This window comes from Algibacter sp. AS12 (assembly GCF_046736315.1).
GTDB lineage: Bacteria > Bacteroidota > Bacteroidia > Flavobacteriales > Flavobacteriaceae > Algibacter_B > Algibacter_B amylolyticus.
On sequence record NZ_CP151841.1, the window covers coordinates 329,422 to 353,497 of the forward strand.

27 protein-coding genes and 3 tRNA genes are annotated in these 24,076 nt (G+C 31.1%); 15 read left to right on the forward strand and 15 right to left on the reverse strand.

The window, feature by feature from the left end:
- Positions 1 to 61: 61 nt before the first annotated feature.
- The 3 genes from AAFN75_RS01295 to tgt form a co-directional block, all read right to left on the reverse strand.
- Positions 62 to 958, reverse strand: coding sequence for a DMT family transporter (locus AAFN75_RS01295; protein ID WP_411807886.1), 897 nt, complete (start codon positions 956 to 958; stop codon positions 62 to 64).
- A complete protein-coding gene (locus AAFN75_RS01300) occupies positions 945 to 2,021 on the reverse strand; it encodes an LptF/LptG family permease (RefSeq protein WP_411807887.1) in 1,077 nt (358 codons plus the stop codon). The genes AAFN75_RS01295 and AAFN75_RS01300 overlap by 14 nt, the downstream gene beginning before the upstream one ends.
- Before the next feature lie 63 nt (positions 2,022 to 2,084).
- Positions 2,085 to 3,215, reverse strand: a complete 1,131-nt coding sequence (gene tgt / locus AAFN75_RS01305) for a tRNA guanosine(34) transglycosylase Tgt (protein ID WP_144116428.1) — start codon at positions 3,213 to 3,215, stop codon at positions 2,085 to 2,087.
- Positions 3,216 to 3,442: 227 nt separating this feature from the next.
- On the opposite strand from tgt, the gene AAFN75_RS01310 reads away from it, so the two are divergent.
- On the forward strand, positions 3,443 to 4,078 hold the full coding sequence (locus AAFN75_RS01310; RefSeq protein ID WP_411807888.1) for an outer membrane beta-barrel protein: 636 nt from the start codon (positions 3,443 to 3,445) through the stop codon (positions 4,076 to 4,078).
- Positions 4,079 to 4,153: 75 nt separating this feature from the next.
- Here the strand turns inward: AAFN75_RS01310 and AAFN75_RS01315 are convergent, their stop codons facing one another.
- Positions 4,154 to 5,260 carry an FKBP-type peptidyl-prolyl cis-trans isomerase gene (locus tag AAFN75_RS01315; RefSeq protein WP_411807889.1) on the reverse strand — a complete coding sequence of 369 codons (1,107 nt, stop codon included), beginning with the start codon at positions 5,258 to 5,260 and terminating at the stop codon, positions 4,154 to 4,156.
- 83 nt (positions 5,261 to 5,343) lie between these two features.
- On the opposite strand from AAFN75_RS01315, the gene AAFN75_RS01320 reads away from it, so the two are divergent.
- Positions 5,344 to 5,727 carry an RNA-binding S4 domain-containing protein gene (locus tag AAFN75_RS01320; RefSeq protein WP_411807890.1) on the forward strand — a complete coding sequence of 128 codons (384 nt, stop codon included), beginning with the start codon at positions 5,344 to 5,346 and terminating at the stop codon, positions 5,725 to 5,727.
- Positions 5,728 to 5,831: 104 nt separating this feature from the next.
- Complete coding sequence (locus AAFN75_RS01325) at positions 5,832 to 6,335, forward strand: phosphoribosyltransferase domain-containing protein (RefSeq protein WP_411807891.1); 504 nt, start codon at positions 5,832 to 5,834, stop codon at positions 6,333 to 6,335.
- Here AAFN75_RS01325 and AAFN75_RS01330 read toward each other — a convergent pair.
- Entirely contained in the window at positions 6,327 to 6,848 is a 522-nt protein-coding gene (locus AAFN75_RS01330; protein ID WP_411807892.1) for a shikimate kinase, read from the reverse strand. The genes AAFN75_RS01325 and AAFN75_RS01330 overlap by 9 nt on opposite strands.
- A gap of 148 nt (positions 6,849 to 6,996) precedes the next feature.
- On the opposite strand from AAFN75_RS01330, the gene AAFN75_RS01335 reads away from it, so the two are divergent.
- The 8 genes from AAFN75_RS01335 to AAFN75_RS01370 all read left to right on the forward strand — a co-directional run bounded on the left by AAFN75_RS01335 (position 6,997) and on the right by AAFN75_RS01370 (position 12,739).
- A tRNA-Lys gene (locus tag AAFN75_RS01335) sits at positions 6,997 to 7,069 on the forward strand.
- A 254-nt stretch (positions 7,070 to 7,323) separates the two neighbouring features.
- Positions 7,324 to 7,396, forward strand: a tRNA-Lys gene (locus AAFN75_RS01340).
- 257 nt (positions 7,397 to 7,653) lie between these two features.
- Positions 7,654 to 7,739: transfer RNA gene (locus AAFN75_RS01345), tRNA-Leu, on the forward strand.
- Between the two features lie 124 nt (positions 7,740 to 7,863).
- Positions 7,864 to 8,763 (forward strand): MerR family transcriptional regulator, encoded by a 900-nt coding sequence (locus AAFN75_RS01350; protein WP_411807893.1) that lies wholly within the window; start codon positions 7,864 to 7,866, stop codon positions 8,761 to 8,763.
- 44 nt (positions 8,764 to 8,807) lie between these two features.
- On the forward strand, positions 8,808 to 10,280 hold the full coding sequence (locus AAFN75_RS01355) for a phytoene desaturase family protein (RefSeq protein ID WP_411807894.1): 1,473 nt from the start codon (positions 8,808 to 8,810) through the stop codon (positions 10,278 to 10,280).
- On the forward strand, positions 10,277 to 11,116 hold the full coding sequence (locus AAFN75_RS01360; protein ID WP_411807895.1) for a phytoene/squalene synthase family protein: 840 nt from the start codon (positions 10,277 to 10,279) through the stop codon (positions 11,114 to 11,116). The genes AAFN75_RS01355 and AAFN75_RS01360 overlap by 4 nt, the downstream gene beginning before the upstream one ends.
- A 9-nt stretch (positions 11,117 to 11,125) precedes the next feature.
- Positions 11,126 to 11,575, forward strand: a complete 450-nt coding sequence (locus tag AAFN75_RS01365; protein ID WP_411807896.1) for a beta-carotene hydroxylase — start codon at positions 11,126 to 11,128, stop codon at positions 11,573 to 11,575.
- 21 nt (positions 11,576 to 11,596) lie between these two features.
- The gene (locus AAFN75_RS01370; RefSeq protein WP_411807897.1) at positions 11,597 to 12,739 is read left to right on the forward strand and encodes a lycopene cyclase family protein; all 1,143 of its coding nucleotides are present in this window, start codon (positions 11,597 to 11,599) and stop codon (positions 12,737 to 12,739) included.
- 20 nt (positions 12,740 to 12,759) lie between these two features.
- Here the strand turns inward: AAFN75_RS01370 and AAFN75_RS01375 are convergent, their stop codons facing one another.
- From AAFN75_RS01375 to AAFN75_RS01410, 8 genes are all read right to left on the reverse strand, one after another.
- Positions 12,760 to 13,725 carry a D-2-hydroxyacid dehydrogenase gene (locus AAFN75_RS01375; protein WP_411807898.1) on the reverse strand — a complete coding sequence of 322 codons (966 nt, stop codon included), beginning with the start codon at positions 13,723 to 13,725 and terminating at the stop codon, positions 12,760 to 12,762.
- 71 nt (positions 13,726 to 13,796) lie between these two features.
- Positions 13,797 to 14,360: a TlpA family protein disulfide reductase gene (locus AAFN75_RS01380; RefSeq protein ID WP_411807899.1), complete on the reverse strand. Its 564-nt coding sequence runs from the start codon at positions 14,358 to 14,360 to the stop codon at positions 13,797 to 13,799.
- A gap of 68 nt (positions 14,361 to 14,428) precedes the next feature.
- On the reverse strand, positions 14,429 to 15,310 hold the full coding sequence (locus AAFN75_RS01385; protein WP_411807900.1) for a hypothetical protein: 882 nt from the start codon (positions 15,308 to 15,310) through the stop codon (positions 14,429 to 14,431).
- Positions 15,311 to 15,384: 74 nt separating this feature from the next.
- Positions 15,385 to 16,056, reverse strand: a complete 672-nt coding sequence (locus AAFN75_RS01390) for a Crp/Fnr family transcriptional regulator (protein WP_411807901.1) — start codon at positions 16,054 to 16,056, stop codon at positions 15,385 to 15,387.
- Positions 16,057 to 16,171: 115 nt separating this feature from the next.
- Positions 16,172 to 16,600, reverse strand: coding sequence for a DUF5606 domain-containing protein (locus AAFN75_RS01395; RefSeq protein WP_411807902.1), 429 nt, complete (start codon positions 16,598 to 16,600; stop codon positions 16,172 to 16,174).
- 54 nt (positions 16,601 to 16,654) lie between these two features.
- On the reverse strand, positions 16,655 to 17,245 hold the full coding sequence (def, locus tag AAFN75_RS01400) for a peptide deformylase (RefSeq protein WP_411807903.1): 591 nt from the start codon (positions 17,243 to 17,245) through the stop codon (positions 16,655 to 16,657).
- A gap of 86 nt (positions 17,246 to 17,331) precedes the next feature.
- Entirely contained in the window at positions 17,332 to 17,742 is a 411-nt protein-coding gene (ruvX, locus tag AAFN75_RS01405; RefSeq protein ID WP_144116445.1) for a Holliday junction resolvase RuvX, read from the reverse strand.
- Between the two features lie 105 nt (positions 17,743 to 17,847).
- Positions 17,848 to 18,135: a hypothetical protein gene (locus AAFN75_RS01410; RefSeq protein WP_411807904.1), complete on the reverse strand. Its 288-nt coding sequence runs from the start codon at positions 18,133 to 18,135 to the stop codon at positions 17,848 to 17,850.
- A 323-nt stretch (positions 18,136 to 18,458) separates the two neighbouring features.
- Here AAFN75_RS01410 and AAFN75_RS01415 point away from each other — a divergent pair, with 323 nt between their 5' ends.
- The 4 genes from AAFN75_RS01415 (at position 18,459) to AAFN75_RS01430 (ending at position 22,270) form a co-directional block, all read left to right on the forward strand.
- The gene (locus AAFN75_RS01415; RefSeq protein WP_411807905.1) at positions 18,459 to 19,274 is read left to right on the forward strand and encodes a 2,3,4,5-tetrahydropyridine-2,6-dicarboxylate N-succinyltransferase; all 816 of its coding nucleotides are present in this window, start codon (positions 18,459 to 18,461) and stop codon (positions 19,272 to 19,274) included.
- An 86-nt stretch (positions 19,275 to 19,360) separates the two neighbouring features.
- The gene (locus tag AAFN75_RS01420) at positions 19,361 to 20,413 is read left to right on the forward strand and encodes a glycosyltransferase family 9 protein (protein ID WP_411807906.1); all 1,053 of its coding nucleotides are present in this window, start codon (positions 19,361 to 19,363) and stop codon (positions 20,411 to 20,413) included.
- 6 nt (positions 20,414 to 20,419) lie between these two features.
- Complete coding sequence (locus tag AAFN75_RS01425; RefSeq protein WP_411807907.1) at positions 20,420 to 21,493, forward strand: UDP-N-acetylglucosamine 2-epimerase; 1,074 nt, start codon at positions 20,420 to 20,422, stop codon at positions 21,491 to 21,493.
- 18 nt (positions 21,494 to 21,511) lie between these two features.
- Complete coding sequence (locus AAFN75_RS01430; protein ID WP_411807908.1) at positions 21,512 to 22,270, forward strand: glycosyltransferase family 2 protein; 759 nt, start codon at positions 21,512 to 21,514, stop codon at positions 22,268 to 22,270.
- Here the strand turns inward: AAFN75_RS01430 and AAFN75_RS01435 are convergent.
- Entirely contained in the window at positions 22,243 to 23,076 is an 834-nt protein-coding gene (locus AAFN75_RS01435; protein WP_411807909.1) for a glycosyltransferase family 2 protein, read from the reverse strand. The two genes, AAFN75_RS01430 and AAFN75_RS01435, sit on opposite strands and share 28 nt — an antisense overlap.
- Before the next feature lie 176 nt (positions 23,077 to 23,252).
- Positions 23,253 to 24,011, reverse strand: coding sequence for a lipopolysaccharide kinase InaA family protein (locus tag AAFN75_RS01440; RefSeq protein ID WP_411807910.1), 759 nt, complete (start codon positions 24,009 to 24,011; stop codon positions 23,253 to 23,255).
- Between the last annotated feature and the right edge of the window lie 65 nt (positions 24,012 to 24,076).

Genomic DNA, 24,076 nt, shown 5'->3' on the forward strand with positions numbered 1-24,076 from the left:
CTTTTTTGGCTATTAGCTTTAGTTAGATGGCAAATATAAAAACTTTAATTTTGTTTACGGGCTATGGCGTCTTTCTTTTTAACTTTTTACTGTTTTTAAGTATCCCGTTTAAAAGCACAACACTAATTATAACAAGCGCACCATAATAAAATGATGTACTCATTTTTTCTGTTTCTGGAAATAGAATAAAGGCCATTGCAATACCATAAACAGGCTCTAAATTATAGGTTAACACCACAGTATAAGGACTTATGCTTTTCATTATATATACAGAAGCTATAAATGCATAGGCCGTACAAACAGAAGCCAGAATGAACAAACTCCAAAAATCTGATAGGCTTAAAATAAAGAAATCCTTGGTAAACCCTTCGCCAAATAACGAAATATAAATACTAATAAATGCCACGCCACTAATAAACTCGTAAAAGGAAATAACAGTTGCAGAATGTTTTTTTAAAAAATGACCGTTTAGAACAGCAAATAACGAAGACAAAAAGGCCGATAAAATCCCTAAAACAATTCCTGTAAGGTATTTTATTTCACTTTGTGTAATAATGAACACTCCTAATATTACAATAACGCCGAACAGTATTTCGTACCAAATAATGGAACGCTTATAAATAATAGGTTCTATTAATGATGCAAAAAAAGCACCTGTTGAGAACATGGCTAATGTTATGGATATATTTGAGGCATCGATGGCCCCAAAAAAAGTAATCCAGTGTAATGCAATAATAACTCCAGCCACAAATAGGCTTAAAAACGATTTTAAAGTTATTTTCAGTTTAACTTTAACTAATAAAACATAAATAAAAATTAACACGGTAGCCATTACCATTCTAAACCAAACTAAAGGAATAGCCGTAATAGTTATTATTTCACCTAAAATAGCTGTAAAACCTGCTATAAAAACTAAAAGGTGAAGGTGAAGAAAGTTTTTTATTTTATCGCTTAGCATTATACAACATATATGCTGCTAAAATACCAAATAAGATATTAGGAAACCATACCGCAATAATTGGGTTGAAATCGGATTGCTCTGCCATAACACCAAAGATTTTATCGAAAAAAACAAAAACCATAGCAATACATATACCTATAGCTAAGTTAACGCCCATTCCTCCACGTCGTTTTTTTGAAGACACCGCCAAAGCAATAATAGTTAAGATAAAAACAGAAACCGGTAAACTCCATTTTCTATATAATACCAATTTAAAACGCCCCACGTTTGAGGATCCTCTTGCTTCTTCTTTATCTATAAATTCTTTAAGCTCGCCATACATTTTAGTTTCGGCAGCATAAATTTCGGGGATTAGCTCATCGACATCAAAAGCGAACAATGTATCTTTTCTTCTTAGAACTTCGATTTCATCCTCGTGTTCTCCAATATCACGCTTTAAATAGTTTGTTAATCTATAAATAGTATCTTCGGGCAAGTATCTAATATTACTAGCTGTAATTTTATATTTAAGTTTATTATCTTCAAAATGCTCTAAAGTAAAGTTATTACCTACTTTGTTTTTCACATTAAAATTACTAACATAAATAATTTCGTTGTCATTAATTTGCCTAAATACATTGGTATTATCGACAGCGCTTTTTCCTTTTTTAAAGTACTTATAACTAAAATCGTTAAAACCTTCGCTAGCTTTAGGTGCTAAATATAAACCTAGAATTATTGAAAAAACAGCAACAATAGCAGCTCCAATTAAATATGGTCTTAAAAACCTTGAGAATGACACTCCAGAACTTAAAAAGGCAATAACCTCTGTATTGTTAGCTAATTTTGAAGTAAACCAAATTACAGAAATAAATAGAAAAAGAGGAAAAAGTAAATAACTAAAGTAAATAGTAAAATCTAATAGGTAAGCCATTACCTCTCCAAAAGGCACTTCGTTTTCAAGTATTTTACCAATTTTTTCAGCAAGGTGAACTGTTATCATTATTGGTATAAATAATAATAGTAACATGGTAAAAGTAAACAAATACCGTTTTAATATGTACCAATCAAGTATTTTCATTTTTTGCTTTCCTTCAAAAAAAAGATATCAATAACGCTTAAATAATTAATATCTATTTATGTTTTACAAACGGTTATCCATTTGTTTAACCATTTTATCTTTCCAGGTTCTAAAATCTCCTGCTAATATATGTTTTCTTGCTTCTCGAACCAACCATAAATAAAACCCTAGATTATGTATTGTTGCTATTTGTTTACCTAACAACTCATTAACAGTAAATAGATGTCTTAAATAAGCTTTACTATACTCGGTATCCACGAAAGTAATTCCCATGTCATCAATAGGAGAAAAATCGTCTGCCCACTTTAAGTTTTTAATATTTATGCTCCCATGTGCTGTAAATAACATACCATTTCTAGCATTACGAGTTGGCATAACACAATCAAACATATCTACACCTAACGCAATATTTTCTAAAATATTGATTGGCGTACCCACACCCATTAAATATCTTGGTTTTTCTTCGGGTAAAATAGAACACACCACATCGGTCATGGCATACATTTCTTCGGCCGGTTCACCTACTGAAAGTCCTCCAATAGCATTACCAACAGCTCCCGAATTTGCTATGTATTCTGCTGATTGTTTACGTAAATCTGTATATGTACTTCCTTGAACAATAGGAAAAAACGCTTGGTTATAATCGTATTTTAAAGGTGTTTTTTCTAAATGATTAATACATCTATCTAACCAACGATGCGTCATGTGCATAGATCGTTTTGCATAATTGTAGTCGCATGGATATGGTGTACACTCATCAAAAGCCATAATAATATCGGCTCCAATGGAACGTTGAATTTCCATTACATTTTCTGGTGTAAATGTATGGTAGCTTCCATCAATATGTGATTTAAACTTTACACCTTCTTCCTTAATTTTTCTATTGGCCGATAAGGAATAGACTTGGTAACCTCCAGAATCGGTTAAAATATTTCTATCCCAATTCATAAATTTATGAAGTCCGCCAGCCTTTTCTATAATATGAGTTTGAGGACGTAAATACAAATGATAGGTATTACCTAAAATAATATCTGGATTTATATCATCTTTCAATTCGCGTTGATGCACCCCTTTTACTGTTGCTACAGTACCTACTGGCATAAAAATAGGCGTTTCTATAACACCATGATCTGTAGTTAATTTCCCTGCTCTTGCTTTGCTTTGAGCGTCTTTTGCTAGTAATTCGAATTTCATTATTTCAACAGTATAAAGCGGCAAAGATATAGAATACCCATTACCAAATAAAATAAGTGCAAGTAATAAGTTTTTTTATTTTAGAAATACGTAATATTTGTATTATTTTACCATTTGAAAATAAGGAATATGAATACTAAAAAACAAAAATGATAGCTTGAAAACGAAATAAATTACTTTTGGCAACGTTTTTGTTACTGTTAATGAAATCTAAAAAAACGAACATTATGAAAAGTTTACAAAACTTTCACGACCACTTTAAAAATTATAGTGGCGTGAGTAAAAATCTATTTTTAATTTTAATTACTGCTATTGCTTTACCTATAACTGCAATGGCTCAAACACAGCAAGGTATTGGAATAAAAGGTGGGCTAAATTACAATGCTAATGGTGATTATTTTGAATCTATTAGCGATAATTACAGCAACCCAGATAGAAATGTAGGATACCATATTGGGTTATTTGGTAAAGTTGGAGAAGACATTTATTTTAAACCAGAAATAGTTTATACCAGCACAAAAAGTGATTATAATGACGACACGTTTAGCATGCAAAAGTTAGATGCACCACTTTTGGTTGGCGTAAAAATTTTAGGACCAATTAGTGTTTTTGGAGGACCTTCGCTACAATACATTTTAGATACCGAATTTGAAGGTATTACTATAGATAATGTAGAAGAAGATTTTTCGGTGGGCTTAAACTTTGGAATTGCTCTTAACTTTAAAAAGTTAGGAATTGATTTAAGATACGAACGCGGATTTAGTGAGAACGAAGCCACATTTATAGGTAACAATGGTATTAATGTGGATAGATTAGATACAAGACCAGATCAGCTTATTTTAAGCCTATCGTTGTTGCTTTAATAATTGCTATTCTTATAAAACTAAAAAACCTCGCAAAAGCGAGGTTTTTTAGTTTTATAAAGTGTTGTTGCTTTACTAGTAATCGTCAGTATTATTTATTTCTATAATATCTGCATCTAAATAATCTCCAATATTATTACCGTTTGAATCTACAATTTTTAAAGTTTTAATAGTAATTACACCTTCAACCTCAGTTCTCCCTACTTCAAACTCCATGGTATCATCTAAAGTTGGTTCTGCGTCACCATTATTAGTATCTACTACATAGGTATTAGATTGTAATTCGTCTCTAGTTAATACACCATCGGCATCATCATCAGAATCACCATAATTTGCAAAGCCATCACCATCAGTATCATCATCAGTTTCATCTGTTAAATCTTCGTAATTAACAGTATATTCACCGTCGCTTCCTGGCGTACCATCTGCTTTATATAAATCTTCAAGATATGATGGGATACCATCAAAATCATGATCATTTTCAAATGTTTGTAACAAATCAAACTTAAATACTAAAGGTGAGTAAGAAGAAATACCCGTTGTAGCTCCAGAAAAATAACCTAATCCAGAAGGTAAAAACATAACACCTACACCACGGTTGGTAAAGTTAACAACACCATCGTCTCCATCCATAAAACCTTCTGCTACGTTAAAATCTACAAGAACTTTTCTCCAAGCTGGAATTAACGAAGTTAAATCAAAATCTACAGGGGTAGCCGCACTATCAAATACACTATTCTCTAGAGTAAACCCCTCATAATTAACACGAACTGTATCAGAAAAGTTTGGAGAATCAGCCCCTCCACCTTGATTTAATTTCAAAATATAAATTTTGTATTCTGTATCTAAATATTCAACTGTTTTAGTAATTAATGCAGAACCAGGAACATCTAATAAATCGCCTAGCAACGTGTTACCATCTTCTAAAGTTTCTCCATCTAGAAGTTCTTCTATATTTAAATCAGCAAGACTTGGGTTGGTATTAGAGTCGCCAAAAGCACTAGAGTTATAATAGTGTCTTTCTAAATAATCAACTAATAAAGAATCGTCTATAACCTGTTGTTCTGTTCTATCGGCAACTTCAATGGTAACAGTCGTACTACCGTTATCGTCGTCTTTCTTACAAGAAGAAAATATTAAAACAAAACTTAATATAAAAAAACCTATTTTTCTTAAACTCATTATTACGTATTTTTGAGGCTGCAAGATACAATTTTAATATAATCTTGCACAACATTATTAACGCCCTTTAACACATTAATTATATGCGTGTAGATAAATATTTATGGTGTATTAGATATTATAAAACAAGAACAATAGCCACAACTGCTTGCAAAAAAGGACAGGTTAGGGTTAATGATGATGTTGTTAAACCTAGCCGCGAGGTTTACCCTTTAGACATTATTCAATTAAGAAAGGAACAAATAAATTATAAGATAAAGGTTAATGATATTCCAGAAAGTAGAATTGGAGCAAAACTCGTAGACCTTTACCGAACAGATATTACACCAAAAGAACAATTTGAGGCCAAGGAACTTTTAAAATACTCTAAAGACTATTACAGAAAAAAAGGAACTGGAAGACCTACTAAAAAAGATAGACGAGATATTGATGATTATACAGATGAAACAACTATAACTGATATATAACTATTTACTATAATTTATATTACTGTTAAATTTGACCGCCGAATAAAATATAATAAACAAATAAAAATGAGTAATTTTAACCTTTAATTTATATAACCACAATTATGACTGTTAAGACTAATGTTATTCTTAATCACAACGAAATTAACCATAAAATAAGACGCATTGCCTTTCAAATTTATGAAAGTAATGTTAATGAAAAAGAGGTTGTTCTTGCTGGAATAGACAAGAATGGTTATGTATTTGCAAAAAAATTAAAAACTGTACTTCAAAAAATATCTGATATAACACCAGTACTTTGTAAAGTTAGTATTGATAAAAAACACCCTTGGCAAGAGGTAAAAACATCTATTAAAGAAGAAGAATACAAAAACAAATCTATTGTACTCGTGGATGATGTTTTAAACTCTGGCACTACTTTAATTTATGGTGTAAAACACTTTTTAAATGTGCCATTAAAACAATTTAAAACAGCTGTATTAGTAAATAGAAACCATAAAAAATACCCTGTAAAAGCAGATTTTAAGGGTATTTCATTATCTACCTCGCTACATGAACATATAGACGTGGTTTTAGAAGGTAGGGTGTTTAGTGCTGTTTTAGAATAGTTGAAGAACGATATCCTCTACAACATCATCTTTACTTTTATTATCAATTGAAACTTTAATTTCAGCTCGACTGTAATACTGAGAGCGCTCAAACAAATGCTTCCCTATAAACTCGGTCATCTCCTCTATAGTTTCTATATGAGAAATTAAAGGACGTTTTGCTTTTTTTAGCAATAGTTTATTTGCCAATGTTGGTAATGTGGCCTTTAAATAGATACACTTAGCATGTTCTGATTTTAAAATAACATCCATATTACCACTATAACACGGTGTTCCTCCACCAACTGATAAAATAGTATTATTTTCAGACTCTAATATAGCTTCTAAATAATGTGCTTCTTGCTTTCTAAAATAGATTTCTCCTTTGGTTTTAAATATCTCACTAACCGACATATTTTCTTTTTCTTCTATAAAATCATCTAAATCTAGAAAATTATAATTCAATTTTTTTGCTAATTTCTTTCCAATTGACGTCTTTCCAGATGCCATATACCCTATTAAAATAATTATCATTTTCTCGTTATAAATTGATTCTTAAAAACATACGTATTCCGAGTGCAAAAAAACAAAAATTTATTTAAAAAAACCCTTGTATAATTAAAAATAGGTACTATATTTGCACCCGCTAACAACAACGTATGTTATGTTAGTTTGGAATAATGACCTGGTAGCTCAGTTGGTAGAGCATCTCCCTTTTAAGGAGAGGGTCCTGGGTTCGAGCCCCAGCCCGGTCACAAACAGAAAGCCTGAAACTTTAGTTTCGGGCTTTTTTATTTTTAACACTTTTCTATTTGCCTCTTCCCTATTCAAGCTAGAGACATCTGTTTTATTAATATTTTTATTCTAAATATTCAAACTCAAACTTAGGTTGCACTTACCTAAAATTCTTTTCCTAATATTGAAGTTAAAAAATCCTTGCATAATTAAAAATAGGTACTATATTTGCAGCCGCTAACAAAAACACATGTTATGTTAGTTTGGAATTAATGACCTGGTAGCTCAGTTGGTAGAGCATCTCCCTTTTAAGGAGAGGGTCCTGGGTTCGAGCCCCAGCCCGGTCACAAACAGAAAGCCTGAAACTAATGTTTCAGGCTTATTTATTTTAATCTATTATTTTTTTCCAAGTCCTAATAGCAAATCAAACTTTTTTAAATTGCGTTAACCACAGCAAACCAACTAAATATTGGCTTATTAAATAATAATTCGCTTACAAACAACCAAAACCCCACATTGCAAAAGTTTAAATTATTTAATTAATTTGGAAAAATTAAGTTACCCTATATTGCTTAACTTTTTATACTTTTGCCATCCTTATAATGCGCACGTGGCGGAATTGGTAGACGCGCTGGCTTGAGGGGCCAGTATCCGTTTTAGGATGTGGAAGTTCGAATCTTCTCGTGCGCACTTTTTTACCAAAAACAACACTACAATTTTTCCTACTCTTACTTCGAAATATTCTTTTTATTACTAAAAATTAGAGAATTCACATTAAAAAAACATACTTTTGTTTAACTTAAATTCATTTTAGATGAACAACATTAAAGTTAACTTTAGTATTAAAGACCTCGAAAACCTTACAGGAATTAAGGCACATACCATTCGTATTTGGGAAAAACGCTATAATTTACTTAGTCCACAAAGATCTGATACCAATATTAGAAACTACAGTTTATCTAGTTTTCAAAAACTATTAAATATATCTTACCTTAATAATAATGGTTTAAAAATTTCGAAGATTGCAGACCTTAAAGCCGAACAAATCCCTATTAAAGTTAGAGAAATAGCCTCTAGAGCTCGCGCCGAAGACTACTCCATTAACGCACTAAAAATGGCTATGATAAACTTTGATCAAGTTTTATTTTATAGCACTTATAATAATCTTTTAGATTCAAAAACATTTAGCGAAATTTTCTATTCTGTATTTCTTCCATTGCTAGAAGAAATAGGAATGCTTTGGCAAACAAACACTATAACTCCAGCTCATGAGCATTTTATATCTGTACTTATAAAACAAAAAATCCTTATAAACACAGAACGTTTACAACTATTAGAACCCAAACCAAGTACTAGTACTTTTGTATTATTTCTTCCGGAAAACGAAATTCATGACATAGGCCTTCTATTTATTAATTACCAACTTAGAAGTAAAGGCTACCATACTATTTTTCTAGGTGAAAGTGTACCTATGGAAAACTTAAATAATTTACTTGAATTCTTCGATGAAATTACTTTTGTATCCTATTTTACAGTATATCCTGAAAGTAAAGACATTCAAGATTATTTAGATAATTTTAAAAGTTTAATTTTAAATAAGGAAAACACCAGACTCATGCTCTTAGGTAAAAAGTTTTCTGATGTGCATGTAGAAAATATTCCGGAAAAAATATCTATCTTTAATTCAATTGAAAATTTAGTTAAACCTTTGTGAAAATTTCATTATTGTTTAATTTTTAACTAAATTTGTTAAACAATATGAAAACAACTATAAACATAATAGGTTCTGGTTTCTCCTCTTTAGCTTCGGCATGCTATTTAGCTAAAGCTGGATATGAAGTAACAATTTTCGAGAAAAACAAAACCATTGGTGGTCGTGCAAGGCAGCTACAAACCCAAGGTTTCACTTTTGATATAGGTCCAACATGGTATTGGATGCCTGATGTATTTGAGCGTTTCTTCTCAGATTTCAACAAAAAACCTTCCGATTACTATACATTAGAAAAATTAAATCCAGCGTACAGCGTTTACTTTGGTAAGGATGATTTTATTACCATAGAAGATACCTTGGAAAAAATTATAATAGCTTTCGAGAAGGAAGAACCTGGAAGTTCAAAAAAACTTAAAACGTTCATTGAACAAGCTAAACACAATTATGATATTGCCATTAAAGATTTAGTATACAATCCAGGTGTGTCTCCTCTAGAGCTAATAACACCGGCTACTATTAAAAAAATAAATCAGTTTTTTAGCACAATAAAAAAAGATGTTCGAAAATCTTTTAAAAATGAGAGGTTAGTTAAAATACTTGAATTCCCTGTATTATTCTTAGGCGCTAAACCTAGTGATACGCCATCATTTTATAGTTTTATGAATTATGCCGATTTCGGACTTGGCACATTTCATCCTAAAAAAGGGATGTATCAAGTTATTATAGCCATTGAAAAGCTAGCAAAATCACTTGGTGTAATAATTAAAACAGAGAGCCCTGTTGATAGTATTATCGTAAATAATAAAAAAGCAGTAGGTATAGAATCTAATGGAACAAAATATTATTCTGATGTTGTAGTAAGTGGTGCAGATTATCACCATACCGAAACCTTAATAAATCAATCTCTAAGACAATACACAGAGTCCTACTGGCAGAAGAAAACCTTTGCTCCTTCCTCTCTCCTATTTTATGTAGGATTCGACAAGAAACTAAAAAACGTAAACCATCATACTTTGTTTTTTGATGTAGATTTTGATGTACATGCCGAAGCTATTTATGACAATCCTAAATGGCCAGAAAACCCACTTTTTTATGCAAGTTTCCCTAGTATAACAGATAAACATGTAGCACCCAAAGGAAAGGAAGCTGGTATATTTTTAATACCTTTAGCTCCAGGACTAGAAGATACTCCTGAATTAAGAGCAACTTATTTTAATAAAATTATAAAACGTTTTGAAGAATTAACCTCACAAAACGCGCAAGATCATGTCATTTTTAAAGAGAGTTTTTGTATTAACGATTTTATAAAAGATTACAACTCATACAAAGGCAATGCATACGGTATGGCAAATACATTGTTACAAACCGCCTTTTTAAGACCAAAACTAAAAAGTAAAAAAGTAGATAATTTATTTTTTACAGGACAATTAACGGTTCCTGGACCAGGTGTACCACCATCGTTAATCTCTGGAAAATTAGTAGCAGATTTAGTAACAAAACACCATAAACTATTAGTATGAAATCTATATTTGATACCGTTTCTTACAACAGTAGTAAGCTTGTAACCAAGACTTACAGTACATCGTTTTCTTTGGCTACCAAAATGCTATACAAATCAATTCGTGCCGATATTTATAATATATATGGTTTTGTTCGGTTTGCCGACGAGATCGTTGACTCTTTTCATGATTATGATAAAGAATTATTATTCAATAAATTTTCTGAAGACTTAGAACTAGCTTTAACACATAAAATTAGCTTAAACCCTATTCTAAATTCTTTTCAACATACGTTTTATAAATATAACATTGACAAATCGTTTGTAGATGCCTTTATGAATAGCATGCGCTTAGATTTACATAAATCTAATTATTTAAATGAAGATGAATACAAAGATTATATATATGGATCTGCCGATGTAGTTGGCTTAATGTGTTTACGTGTTTTTGTAAATGGAAACGACGAGAAATTTAATGAATTAAAAGAGACGGCCATGTCCCTTGGTTCTGCATTTCAAAAAGTGAATTTTTTAAGAGATTTGAAAGCCGATTTTGAAGGTTTAGACCGTACCTATTTCCCTAACACCGATTTAAAAAATCTAGACGAAACATCCAAACAATATATTATTGACGATATTGAAGCCGATTTTAAAAAAGGATTAAGCGGTATTAAAAAACTACCAATCGAAGCTAAGTTCGGCGTTTTTATGGCGTATAGATATTACAGCCAACTCTTAAAAAAGCTAAAAAAGACCCCTGCGCTTAAAATTAAAGATTCAAGAATTCGGGTTTCTAATCCGAAAAAAATAGAACTTTTAATGCGTAGTTATGTAAAATATCAATTAAATTTAATGTAAAATTACAACATGCAAACTTTGTATTGGATACTCATATTTATAGGCACCTATTTGTTCATGGAATTTATGGCATGGTTTACACATAAATTCGTGATGCATGGTTTTTTATGGCGTTTACACAAAGATCATCACCACAAAGATCATGATAGTTGGTTTGAGCGAAATGACGCCTTTTTTATATTTTACGCCGTAGTTAGCATAGGGTTCTTTTTACTCTGGAAGCATACAAGCTTTTGGGCTGGTTTACCTATTGGATTAGGTATTTTTGCTTATGGGCTTTCATATTTTATAGTGCATGATATTTTTATCCATCAACGATTTAAACTTTTTAGAAATGCCAACAACTGGTATGCAAAAGGGGTAAGACGCGCTCATAAAATGCACCACAAGCATTTAGGAAAAGATGATGGAGAGTGCTTTGGCATGCTGTTTGTCCCGTTTAAATATTTTAAAAAATAGATTTCCCAACTTGCATTAATAATGAGTAAAATCCATTTCGACTATATTATTATTGGAAATGGGTTGGCTGGTTTACAACTAGCTTTAAAAATAGCATCCGATTCTTATTTTAAAAATAAAAGCATAGCGCTTATCGATCCTTCGAGAAAAGATACGAATGATAAAACGTGGAGCTTTTGGGAAACAGAACCTTCTGCATGGAACCATTTAACCCTCAATTCATGGTCCAAAGCCTCAGTTATTACAACTAAAAAAAACATTGATTTAACCCTAAAACCTTACGCCTATAAATCAATACGCTCTATAGACTTTTATAAGCATGCAATTAGCACGCTTTTAAAAAAAGATAATTTTACGTTCATTATAGAACAGGTAACAGATTTACAGGAAAATCATGATGTACGTGTTTCTACTTTAAAAAACGCATATACGGCATCTCATGTTTTTGACAGTCGAGTTCCTGAATCTTTTTCAATACATTCAGAAAAACACATTTCTATAATTCAACATTTTAAGGGATGGGTTATTAAAACCGATAAAAACGCTTTCGATAAAAACAGGATAATCATGATGGATTACAGACTGAAAGACGGCGAACAAACTACATTTACTTACGTATTACCATTTTCTGAAACCGAAGCCTTAGTTGAATTTACCTATTTTACATCCAATATAGTTTCCGAAGAAACTTATGATAATTATATAAAACAATATATACAGAAGTATTTAAAACTTGAACATTATACGATAACTGAAACGGAAAGCGGACAAATACCAATGACTAGTTTTCCTTTTGAAAAATTCAACACCAAAAAAGTAACTAAAATTGGTACAGGTGGTGGTTGGGTTAAAGGATCTACAGGCTATTCCTTTAAGCATACCGAAAAAAAAGCAGCTCAAATTATTGAAAACATCAAAACAAATAACATACCATCAAATCAATTAGTTAAAGCACGTTTTAAATTTTACGACAAAATATTCTTAAAAGTTTTAAAGGATGAAAATTATAAAGGCGAATGGATTTTCGAAAAATTTTATGATAAAAACAGTATTCAAACTATGTTTCGCTTTTTAGACGAAGAATCCTCTTTCGTTGAAGAATTAAAAATAATGAGCTCTTTATTTTCTTGGAGTTTTATAAAAGCTTTCTTTAAAACACTATAATTACATGTTTTATAAACAAATTACTTATTAACCACATTAACGGGTTTTCCTTCTAAATAAGCTTTTAAATTTTCTACGGCAGTTTGCATCAATCTGTTTCTAGATGCTTTTGATGCCCAAGCAATATGAGGTGTAATAATACAGTTTTTAGCGCTTAATAACGGGTTATCTGCTTTAATAGGCTCCGAGGAAACAACATCGACTGCAGCCCCAGATACCTTACCTGAATTTAGAGCATCTTTTAAATGATCTTCAACTATCAACCCGCCACGAGATGTGTTTATAATCATTACGCCATCTTTCATTTTATCAATATTTGCTTTATTGATAATTCCTGTTGTAGCATCGGTTTGCGGACAATGTAAACTAATAATATCCGATGTTTCTAGTAATTCATCCAAAGACACATATTTACAAGTTTCTGTTTCTAGATCTGGATTTTCACTTCGGTTAAAGGCAACAATATTTAAACCAAAAGCCTCTCCAATTTTTGCTGTAGCTTGTCCTATTTTACCAAAACCAATAATTCCTAAAGTTTTTCCATCCAGCTCTATAAGCGGTGAATTCCAAAAACAAAAATCTTTAGATTTGGTCCATTCACCATCATTTACAGCAGCGGCATGATTACCAACATTATGGCACAACTCTAGCAGTAAAGCCATGGTAAATTGCGCTACAGCCTGAGTGCCGTAAGTAGGTACATTAGCAACTGTAACACCCATATCTTTGGCAGTATTCACATCTACCACATTATAACCGGTAGCCAAAACTCCAATATATTTTAATTGTGGCACTTGTTTTAATACCGCTTTAGGAAGTGGTGTTTTATTGGTAAAAACAATTTCGGCATCGCCAATATTCTTTACGATTTCTTTGGTATTATTTGCTGTTCTGTCATAAACAACTACATCACCAAATTGCTCAATACCTTCCCAACTTAAATCTCCTGGATTAAGTGTATAACCGTCTAATACAACTATATTCAATTTGCCATTTGTTTTTAATTACACAATAAAATTATAGTAAAATTTACGAAAAATTTAGATGGCATAGCTATTTATTTTTTAAGCAAAGTATCAATAGTCTCCCTAACTGTTTCGCTATTCCAGTTGGATGCACCTGTTTTATCAATTACAATATTTCCTTTTTTATCAATTAGAAATGTTCTAGGAATACTAGAAACATTAAAAACCTCAGGAAATTTGGAAATGGCTTTATACGAACTGAATGAAAATTTATTTTTAATTAAGAAGCTATGCGTAGTTTGAAAATCTTCATTGGAAACAAAAACAAACTCTATTTTATCTTTATAATCCTCATACAATAATTGCATACTAGGCATTTCCGCTATACACGGCGGACACCAAGTGGCCCAAAAATTTAGCAAAACGACTTTGTCCTTGGTTGTAGTGAAGTTAAAGTCCGTATTGTTTTCACCTTTTAATAGCCATTTATAATCTGTTATTGTACTTTGGTTTGAAGCATCAATTGTAGACGGAGCAAAAAGCGCAAACCCTTTATTTACTAGTATTTGAATAGGTTTTCGAGTTTGTGGCAATAACAAGACCCCAATTAAAACGAAAAAAACAATATTCTTTATTCTACTTTTATTCAATGTCATATTTAAATCAATAAGGCACAGTTTCAATAATTGAAACCATGCCTTAAATCTAACAAAAAAGTTTAGGTCTATCTAGTAACTGTACCTGTTAAAATAGTTACAGGACCTGTTCCCATAGAAATTACAGTATGGTCGGCTGCATTATCTGGTACAACATGCGCTAATGGTTTTAAAGTAAAAGGCGCTGCACTATTATCTGGACTTGGTTCTACAGAAATAACAATAGTTTTACCTTTTAAATCTGTTGGAAATGTTACTCCTGCGGCAGTACCCATTACGTAATCCTCTCCTGGATAACCTGGTCCGTTACCTACGCTACCTTTAAAAGGTGAAGTAGCTGCATTATCGTCTGCCATAGCTGCATCTAAAAATGTACCAGTTGATACCGGAGTGCCATCAAAAACAACCCATCCTTCATATTTCCAACCAGCCGAAAGGGTTGGTAAATCAAGACCTGCAACGGCAGACCCGCTAGAGTTATCTAAAAACCAAACACCACTAGACTCATTAGTATCATCTGCATCTGTTGGAGTTGCTAGAATATAGTTCCCAGATACTGAAGCTAAATCTGCAACAATACCCGCAGAACTTACACTTGCAGAATTACCTGAAAAATCTCCAATTAACAACTTAGTTTCTGCTGGTGCTGGATCTGGATCGACTGCTGGTTCAATAGTTAATACAAAATTTGTTGCTGCATCAAGCGTCTCTTTTAAAATTGAAAAACTAGTTTCAGATAAATTTCCGTTATCATCTACTGTAAACACGCCCGTACTTACCGGATTCCCATCAACAATTATCCATCCTTCATAGACAAAGTCGTTTCCTAAATTTTCTAATCCATCTAATGAAATATTTAATCTGGATGACACCGTTCCGTCGTCGTCATTACTACAAGAAGTAGCAAAAACTCCTGCCACTAATACTGCTAAAAACATTTTTTTAATCATGATATATTTATTTTAGTTATTTTATACTTCAAAAATATATCAGCTATGTTTTATAAAATGTTAGCTATCTAACATTAAGCCGTTTTATGATGGATTCTTATCTCTTTTCTAGTAAATTGAATGATATTTTCTTCCTTTAATTCGTTTAGAAGAATATTTAAAGTGGGTCTTGATGTACCTATTAATGATGCAATATCTTTTTGAGTATATGGATGATGAATAATTTTATCGCCCGTTTTTTCGCAATCGTATCCGTAATCTGAACATAACTCGTCTAAAAACTCGATTAGTCTGGTTTTTGCATCTTTAAAAAGTAAAAGCTGTAAACGACGTTCAAGTTTTTTGAGCCTAAACCCAATAACCTTATATATTTTTAAACTGAAGGTTTGATTGTCTCGCATTAAATTATGCATAGTATTAACTCCTACAGGGCAAATACTCGTGTTATTATCTACAGATTGAGCAAATTCCTCTCGCTTTTCCTCTCCTAAAATGGCCGTTTCTCCAAAAATTTCACCACGAGTTAAAATGGCTTTAATAACCTCATTACCATCTTCGCTGTAATAGCCAATTTTTACTTTTCCTTTTTCTATTAGATATACTTTGTTTGCAGAATCCTCCTCAAAGTAGATGTAGTCTTTCTTTTTATAGGCATCAAAATCATGACCTTTTTTATAGGCTTTAAACTTATGTGGGCAAAGCACCTTAAATAGGTTTACATCATCAAAAAACCAGAGAGAATTCATTATGTAAGATAATTTTGTTAGATACTAAATAGTCGTAATTTTTAATAACACCTTACAAAAACGCATAAAAAAACCTTCAAGATTTGAAGGTTTTAATCGTAATTATTTATTTTATTTATTCTTCTTCGTCTACAACGGTTTCAGCTTCTGTAGCTTCTAAACCATCTAACATGTTATGCTCTTGCAATAAATTATACCACTGAATTACTTTTTTAATATCGCTAGCATACACTCTATCTTCATCGTAATCTGGTAAAACATTAAAGAAGTATTCTTCTAATTTATCTTTACTGTCTTTTGGCTTTACAGATGTTTTCTCTCCGTTTTCCTTCTCTTTAATACTTTGAAAAACTTGACGTAAAGGCACCTCTTCGGTTAATGTATAAATAGCAATTTCACTTAATACACTTACATTGTTTTGCATACTAACCGAAATACGTTTGTTATCTATTAACGATTCTGCCACAAAACCTCCTCTTGTTTGGGTAATTAACTTGTATAACCCTGGTTTTCCTGAAATTGAAATTACTTTTTCTAAACTCATAAATTATTTTTTGAAAGAGACAAATATCAACTGTTTATTGATGTATTGCAAATATTATCGTTTCTTTTTTTGGTCTGGAAATCGCATGCGGTAGTCTACATTTATTTTCCCTTTAGAAATATTAGTAAGTCTACCTTTTATTAAACGCTTTTTTAAGCTCGATAACTTATCGGTAAACAAAACACCTTCAATATGGTCGTATTCATGTTGAATTACTCGAGCAATTAACCCATCAAAAGATTCTTTATGTGATTTAAAGTTTTCGTCTAGATATTCAATAGTAATTTTAGGTTTTCTAAACACATCTTCTCTAACGTCTGGAATACTTAAACAACCTTCGTTAAAAGCCCACTCATCACCTTCTTCTTTAGTAATTTGAGCATTAATAAAAACGCGTTTAAATCCGTTTAGCGCTTTTTGCTCATCTTCACTTAAATCTTCATCTTCTGAAAACGGCGTAGTATCAACCAAAAACATACGAATAGGCAATCCTATTTGAGGGGCCGCAAGACCTACTCCATAAGCATTGTACATGGTTTCGAACATGTTTTCTAACAACCCTTCTAAATTAGGGTAATCCTTAGTAATATCTTTTGCTTTTTTCTTTAAAACGGCGTCTCCGTAAGCTACAATAGGTAAAATCATTCTCTAAATTATTATTCTTTGCAAAAATACAATACTTATAGTTTATGCTTTGTATTTAATAAAAATTTATTCTCTTTTTTGTTTAGCTATTTAGAATATAAATAACTCTGTAGAATTAGTGTTGCACTAATTTCGTCAATTAACGCTTTGTTTTTTCTCTGACTTTTTTTCAAGCCACTATCTATCATGGTTTGAAATGCCATTTTAGATGTAAAGCGCTCGTCTACACGTTTAATTGGTATGTTTGGGATTGCTTTTTCTAATTTAGCAAGAAACTTAACAATATGAACTTCGCTTTCGGAAGCAGAATTATCCATTTGTTTTGGTTCGCCAACTAAAAACAACTCAACACTTTCTGTAGCCACGTAGTCTTTTAAAAATACAATTAACTCTTTTGTATTAACTGTAGTTAAACCCGATGCAATTATTTGTAACTCATCTGTAACAGCTATTCCTGTTCTTTTAGTACCAAAGTCTATTGCTAAAATTCTTGACATATTTTTTTTTCAAAAATAACTTAATAAAACAAGAAAGGCCATCCTAGTGGACAGCCTTTTTTTTTGGATATTTAACCTTAATTATTAATATTTGAACATTATCGTTTATGCTCTAGTAGCTTTATTCATTTCTCTAAAAAGTAAATTGATATTACTTACTTTTCTTTTGCGATTTAAATATACTCTAATATCGCTAGAACTACGAGCAATTGTTTCATTTATTTGAGAGGCATCAATTAATAATGAATCATTTTTTACAGTAGAAACTTCTGTTTCGTTTGATACAGAAACTATCACATTAGTATCAATACTTACAACTTCATTAGTGCTTTGTGCATTTCCTAAAGAGAAGCTTAATAATAAGATGAATAAGATGTAAAAATTAGCTTTCATTGTGTTTATCATTGTTTGATGGTTCAAATATATAACCACAACCATGTTCAACTACAAAAAATTAGTCGTACGCCACGAATTTTCGTTTATAAGAGAACCGACATGTTTTTACCGATAAACAGACCAAAAACCAATTTAAACGCTAAAAAACACAAAACCACACTGCAATTTATTTATTGTCTGCATTTCTAGGAGTATATATGTATTTCATCTTAAAAACAGCATTTTCTTAATTGTTTTATGAAGCTTTTTTACTTAAAAAAATTCAATTTAAACGCCTTTTTAAATGATAGCCATTATATTTGCCAAAAATTATTATAGCAATGACTGAATTACAACAAACAATCGAAAGCGCTTGGGATAATAGAGATCTTTTAAAGGAAGAAAAGACCACCACAGCAATAAGACACGTAGTAGATTTATTAGATAAAGGCGAGTTAAGAGTTGCAGAACCTGTAGCAGATGGTTGGCAAGTAAACGAATGGGTTAAAAAAGCTGTTGTTTTATATTTCCCAATTCAGAAAATGGAAACTTTAGAGGCTGGTATTTTTGAATATCATGATAAAATTCCATTAAAAAGAAACTTTGCAGAACGTGGTATTAGAGTTGTACCTAATGCTGTTGCAAGACACGGTGCTTACATTTCTGCAGGTACTATTTTAATGCCTAGTTATGTAAATATTGGTGCTTATGTAGATGAAGGTACAATGGTAGATACTTGGGCAACTGTTGGTAGTTGTGCTCAAATTGGTAAAAATGTACATTTATCTGGAGGTGTTGGTATTGGAGGTGTTTTAGAGCCTTTACAAGCTGCTCCAGTAATTATTGAAGATAACGCATTTATTGGTAGCCGTTGTATAGTTGTAGAAGGTGTACGTGTAGAAACCGAAGCTGTTTTAGGCGCTGGAGTTGTATTAACTATGAGTACAAAAATTATTGATGTTACTGGTAATGAGCCAAAAGAATATAAAGGTGTTGTTCCTGCAAGATCGGTAGTTATTCCTGGTAGTTACGCAAAAGAATTCCCTTCTGGAAGTTACAATGTACCTTGTGCTTTAATTATTGGAAAACGTAAAGAAAGTACTAACAAGAAAACTTCGCTTAACGATGCACTTCGTGAGCATAGTGTTGCGGTTTAAATTTTAAAGCTCCAAAAACTAAATTCCAAATTCCAACACGTTAAAAGTTGGAATTTGGGATTTTTTGTTTGTAATTTGATGCTAGGATGAAAATTTTAATAATTCAACAAAAAATGATTGGCGATGTGCTTACAAGTAGCATATTGTTTGAAAGTCTTCGCCATAAATTCCCTGAAGCACAATTGGATTATTTAATAAACACACACACCTACCCAGTTGTTGAGAATAATCCGTTTATAGACAATTTTATTTTTATCACACCTGAAATAGAAAAAAGTAAACTAAAGTTTTTTGCTTTTTTAAAAACAATACGAAAAGCAGAATATGATGCTGTAATAGATGTTTACGGAAAAATAAGTAGTGCTTTAATATGCCTATTTGTTAAATCTAAAATAAAAAGTGCTTACCGTAAAAAGCATACGGCATTTATTTACTCCCATACAACTAAACGCTTAAAACACCCCGAAAACAATTCTAGTCTAGCCTTTGAAAACAGATTCAAACTTCTAGAACCCCTTCAAATAAATTTTAATACTATAACACCAAAAATTTATTTAACGGCTACCGAGATTAAGGACGCTAAATTATATTTAATCAAACATAATATAGATCTAACAAATCCATTATATATGATAAGTGTTTTAGGAAGTAGCGAAAATAAAACCTACCCTAAAAATTATATGGCCCAATTGCTAGACACAATAGTAGAGCAAAAACCAGATTCTCGAATACTTTTTAATTATATTCCGAAACAGAGAGAAGATGCTAAAGCCATCTTTGATGCTTGTAACCAAATAACACAACAACATATTTTATTTGATATATTTGGTAAAAGTTTACGTGAATTTTTAGCTATTACAAAACACTGTACAGCACTAATTGGTAATGAAGGTGGTGCTAACAATATGGCAAAAGCTTTAGGTATTAAAACTTTCACTATATTTTCGCCTTACTTAAATAAAAAGAATTGGTTTGGAGATGTAGAAAGTGACAACCAACATGTAGCAATTCACATTTCAGATTTTATACCATATTCTGAAAATGATATCGCATTGGCTAAAAAAAATATAGAAGCCTATTATTTAAAATTAAAACCAGAGTACATAAAACCAAAGCTAATTAGCTTTTTAAATAAATAACTACCAATGGGTTATAAGTTTTTAATTTACATATCTTATAGTTACGCCATTCCTATTGGTAACCCTTTGGAACAAGAGATTTTAAAACGAGGTTATGAAGTTAAATGGTTTAGTGATCTTGATAAAAATAATCCTGATTTAAACCTCAAGGAAAATGTTTTAAATGATATTACAGAAGTTATAAATTACCTACCTGATATCGTTTTAGCGGCTACGGATGATGTACCAGATTTTATTTCGGGTATAAAAGTTCAGATATTTCATGGGTTTTTATCTTTTAAACGTCCAGAAAAAAATAACGGAGAAGCTCATTTTAGAATTAGAGGTTTCTTTGATTTGTATTGTACACAAGGCCCTTCGAGTACAAACGGTTTTAAATTACAACAGCCTAAGCATCCACATTTTGATATTGTAGAAACAGGTTGGAGTAAGGTTGACCCTTTATTTCCTTTAACGGAAAAGAACCACTCCAAAACACCAACTATACTTATTGCTACAACTTTTACTAAACGATTAAGTTTAGCTTATAATAATGATATTTTTAACGAAATAAAACAATTATCAAGGCAAGGGAATTATAACTTTTTAATGGTAATGCATCCTAAGTTACCAGAAGAATTGAAATTGAAATGGCAAAGTTTAAATGGTGAAAATTTCACCTTTTTTGATACCACTAATTTAATTCCGCTATTTAAAAAATCTGATATCATGTTTGCAGATACCACTTCTGCAATTCAAGAATTTTTATTACAAAAAAAACCTGTAGTTACTTTCAATCACACGTTTAATCACAATTATTTAATAAATGTTACAGAAACAAATGCTATTGAGTCTGCATTTAAAAAAGCATTAACTGCACCTAATAGTTTGATTGAAAACATAGAAGATTTCATTAATAATTTACACCCCTATTTTGATGGAAAGTCATCCGAACGTGTTATTACGGCAACCATCGATTTTTTACATAAAAACAAAAACCACCTTAAAAAGAAACCTTTAAATCTTATTCGAAAATATAAAATTAGAAAACGCTTAAATTTCTTTACTCTTAAAAGTTATAACCGCCCTTTTACTAAATAATTTTAACCTGACTTTTCTTTGAAAAACAAGCAAAACATAACGGCTTTAATAATTACTTTTAATGAAATAAAACACATTGAGAGCGTAATTAAAAATATAGATTTTGCCGACGAAATTATAGTAGTAGACTCTTTTAGTACTGATGGCACATTTGAAAAACTTCAGCAATTAAAGAACGTTAAAACTATACAACGGAAATTTAAAAACTTTGCTGATCAACGAAATTACGCACTTAAACAAGCGACCCACGAATGGATTTTATTTATTGATGCAGATGAGCGTATTCCTGAACCTCTTAAAAATGAAATCCTAGAAGCAATAAACACACCTAAAGATAGTGTTGCATATATGGTTAAGCGTCTCTACTTTTTTAAACAGAAAAGAATTCGTTTTAGTGGCTTTCAAACTGATACCACTTATAGGTTATTTAAAAAGGGAACAGTAAATTATATTGAAGATAAAATTGTACATGAAATGCCTGAAATTGATGGCGAAAGCAAATTGTTTAAAAACACGATGTTACATTATTGCTTTGATAGCTCTGCTCATTATAAATCTAAAATGGAACGTTACGCTAAGCTAAAAGCCTTAGAACTATTTAATAAAGGCAAAAAATCGAGTCCATACCATTTATACTTACGCCCTGTAATTAAATTTGTTACTAATTACATTTTTAGGTTGGGTATTTTAGATGGTAAAGAAGGTTTTCAAATATGCTATTTAAGCGCTTATGGTGTCTATTTTAGATATCAAGAATTAGAAAAATTAACTCGCTGATTTCCAAAAGCCGTTTTTGTTAATTTCTGTGTTTTTGTTACTAACCTAATGGACTTATTTACTGCTATCATTTCTGGATTTACATAACCTCTTTCATGATATAAATGTAAACATATCGCACTATACCTAACGCGCTTAGCCTTCATTCCTGCGTTTACTAAACGTTCTCCTAATTCTCTGTCTTCCCCACCATATTGCATACGTTCGTCATACCCATTTACATTAAGAATATCTTTTTTGTATGCTGAAGAGTTGTGGCCATTCCATGTGCTTTTAGTTGGAGTTATAAAATTTAAAATATTCATTTTCAAACCCCTAGCTGTTAATTTATTATTTTTAAAAGAAGATTTTAAACCATGCTTTTTAAGCCATTTTATGTCGAAACAGGATTGATTATAAATATCGTCCTTAGAAATTAACTTACTTATGTGCTCTGGCAATTTAAAATAACCACCAGATAAATAACATCCCGCCTTTCTATTTGCCACGTGTACTTCTAAAAAATCTTTTCTAGCAATACAATCTCCATCTGTATAAACTAAATAATCACCTTTACTCGAAATAGTAGCTTTATTTAAAATAATCGTTTTTTGAAAACCATTATCCTCATGCCAAATATGTTGTACAGGATAACTCAACTTGTTCTTTATAGAAGCAATAAGTTGTATAGTTTCTTCGCCTGAACCGTCATCTGCAATAACAACTTCAAAATTTTTATAAGTCTGCGTATCATAACTCCATAAAACCTTTTCTAACCACAAAGGACTATTATATGTGCTAATAATTACAGATACTTCAATTTTCATAGCATCAAAAATAATTTAATTTATACCTAGACACGAATTTTCTAAAATAAATTTTCACATGAATGAAAATCGTTCATTTTAGTCTTCCTGATTTGCAAAATCACTCCTTTAAATAAACTAATTACAGTTGGAATTTATTTTTAACACGGGTAACAAAACGATTAAAATTAATGGAGTTATTTCCAGAATTTCATTTTGGTTTTTAACCGTCTCTTTCGGTGGTATCTAGCTTGAAAATCTTCAGTTTCATGCCACATTAAATTAAATACCTTATTATAATCTTCACCGGAGCATTTTACATATTCATCGCTCATTACCTCAACCATAGATTTATGAACTGTTAAGCGAGCAAAATTTTTAATTCGCGTTTCAAAATTCATAGCTTTAAATTCCATTCGGTTTAAATCAACTAAATAAAACAAATACTTTCCATCGACCTTCTTTATTAAAGTATTACCTGGAGAATGGTCTAAAAAATTAATACCATTTTCATGCAATTTATAAGTAAACCTTGTAAACTCCCGTAAAATAGTTTCATGATCTGGATAATTAAAATCTGTAGTAAGTTCTCGATAAGTTATATCGTAATTTAAATGCTCACTTATATAATAACTTTTTTTGAATAAAAAAGGCGTTTTAAACTCGTAATAAGCAATAGGTTGTGGTGTTCCTATATTTAGTTCGGTAAGTTTTTTAGCATACTCGAAAGAGCGTTCCGCTTTACTTTTTCTGAAGAATTTATAAGCAATTTGGTTTACAATATTGGGAATTCTAAAGGACTTAATATTTACCAACCTATCATTTAAGGTAAACAGCTTTAAACTGTTACGCTGTTGATTGCCAAAATCTTCTCCTTCATTATCAAAGTTGAAAATAAAGTTATCTATTTGCGTTTTATAAGGCTTAAAATGATCATGAATTACTGAATTCTTCATACCGCAATATTACAATATTTTACGTTTTTTATTATAAAGTTTCAACAATTTAGATATATTATTTT

Excerpts from the sequence above, each read along its gene's own strand:
- AAFN75_RS01295 (WP_411807886.1), bottom strand. The coding sequence starts at position 958 with ATGCTAAGCGATAAAATAAAAAACTTTCTTCACCTTCACCTTTTAGTT.
- AAFN75_RS01300 (WP_411807887.1), bottom strand. The coding sequence starts at position 2,021 with ATGAAAATACTTGATTGGTACATATTAAAACGGTATTTGTTTACTTTT.
- tgt (WP_144116428.1), bottom strand. The coding sequence starts at position 3,215 with ATGAAATTCGAATTACTAGCAAAAGACGCTCAAAGCAAAGCAAGAGCA.
- AAFN75_RS01310 (WP_411807888.1), top strand. The coding sequence starts at position 3,443 with ATGAAAAGTTTACAAAACTTTCACGACCACTTTAAAAATTATAGTGGC.
- AAFN75_RS01315 (WP_411807889.1), bottom strand. The coding sequence starts at position 5,260 with ATGAGTTTAAGAAAAATAGGTTTTTTTATATTAAGTTTTGTTTTAATA.
- AAFN75_RS01320 (WP_411807890.1), top strand. The coding sequence starts at position 5,344 with ATGCGTGTAGATAAATATTTATGGTGTATTAGATATTATAAAACAAGA.
- AAFN75_RS01325 (WP_411807891.1), top strand. The coding sequence starts at position 5,832 with ATGACTGTTAAGACTAATGTTATTCTTAATCACAACGAAATTAACCAT.
- AAFN75_RS01330 (WP_411807892.1), bottom strand. The coding sequence starts at position 6,848 with ATGATAATTATTTTAATAGGGTATATGGCATCTGGAAAGACGTCAATT.
- AAFN75_RS01350 (WP_411807893.1), top strand. The coding sequence starts at position 7,864 with ATGAACAACATTAAAGTTAACTTTAGTATTAAAGACCTCGAAAACCTT.
- AAFN75_RS01355 (WP_411807894.1), top strand. The coding sequence starts at position 8,808 with ATGAAAACAACTATAAACATAATAGGTTCTGGTTTCTCCTCTTTAGCT.
- AAFN75_RS01360 (WP_411807895.1), top strand. The coding sequence starts at position 10,277 with ATGAAATCTATATTTGATACCGTTTCTTACAACAGTAGTAAGCTTGTA.
- AAFN75_RS01365 (WP_411807896.1), top strand. The coding sequence starts at position 11,126 with ATGCAAACTTTGTATTGGATACTCATATTTATAGGCACCTATTTGTTC.
- AAFN75_RS01370 (WP_411807897.1), top strand. The coding sequence starts at position 11,597 with ATGAGTAAAATCCATTTCGACTATATTATTATTGGAAATGGGTTGGCT.
- AAFN75_RS01380 (WP_411807899.1), bottom strand. The coding sequence starts at position 14,360 with ATGACATTGAATAAAAGTAGAATAAAGAATATTGTTTTTTTCGTTTTA.
- AAFN75_RS01385 (WP_411807900.1), bottom strand. The coding sequence starts at position 15,310 with ATGATTAAAAAAATGTTTTTAGCAGTATTAGTGGCAGGAGTTTTTGCT.
- AAFN75_RS01390 (WP_411807901.1), bottom strand. The coding sequence starts at position 16,056 with ATGAATTCTCTCTGGTTTTTTGATGATGTAAACCTATTTAAGGTGCTT.
- AAFN75_RS01395 (WP_411807902.1), bottom strand. The coding sequence starts at position 16,600 with ATGAGTTTAGAAAAAGTAATTTCAATTTCAGGAAAACCAGGGTTATAC.
- def (WP_411807903.1), bottom strand. The coding sequence starts at position 17,245 with ATGATTTTACCTATTGTAGCTTACGGAGACGCCGTTTTAAAGAAAAAA.
- ruvX (WP_144116445.1), bottom strand. The coding sequence starts at position 17,742 with ATGTCAAGAATTTTAGCAATAGACTTTGGTACTAAAAGAACAGGAATA.
- AAFN75_RS01410 (WP_411807904.1), bottom strand. The coding sequence starts at position 18,135 with ATGAAAGCTAATTTTTACATCTTATTCATCTTATTATTAAGCTTCTCT.
- AAFN75_RS01415 (WP_411807905.1), top strand. The coding sequence starts at position 18,459 with ATGACTGAATTACAACAAACAATCGAAAGCGCTTGGGATAATAGAGAT.
- AAFN75_RS01420 (WP_411807906.1), top strand. The coding sequence starts at position 19,361 with ATGAAAATTTTAATAATTCAACAAAAAATGATTGGCGATGTGCTTACA.
- AAFN75_RS01425 (WP_411807907.1), top strand. The coding sequence starts at position 20,420 with ATGGGTTATAAGTTTTTAATTTACATATCTTATAGTTACGCCATTCCT.
- AAFN75_RS01435 (WP_411807909.1), bottom strand. The coding sequence starts at position 23,076 with ATGAAAATTGAAGTATCTGTAATTATTAGCACATATAATAGTCCTTTG.
- AAFN75_RS01440 (WP_411807910.1), bottom strand. The coding sequence starts at position 24,011 with ATGAAGAATTCAGTAATTCATGATCATTTTAAGCCTTATAAAACGCAA.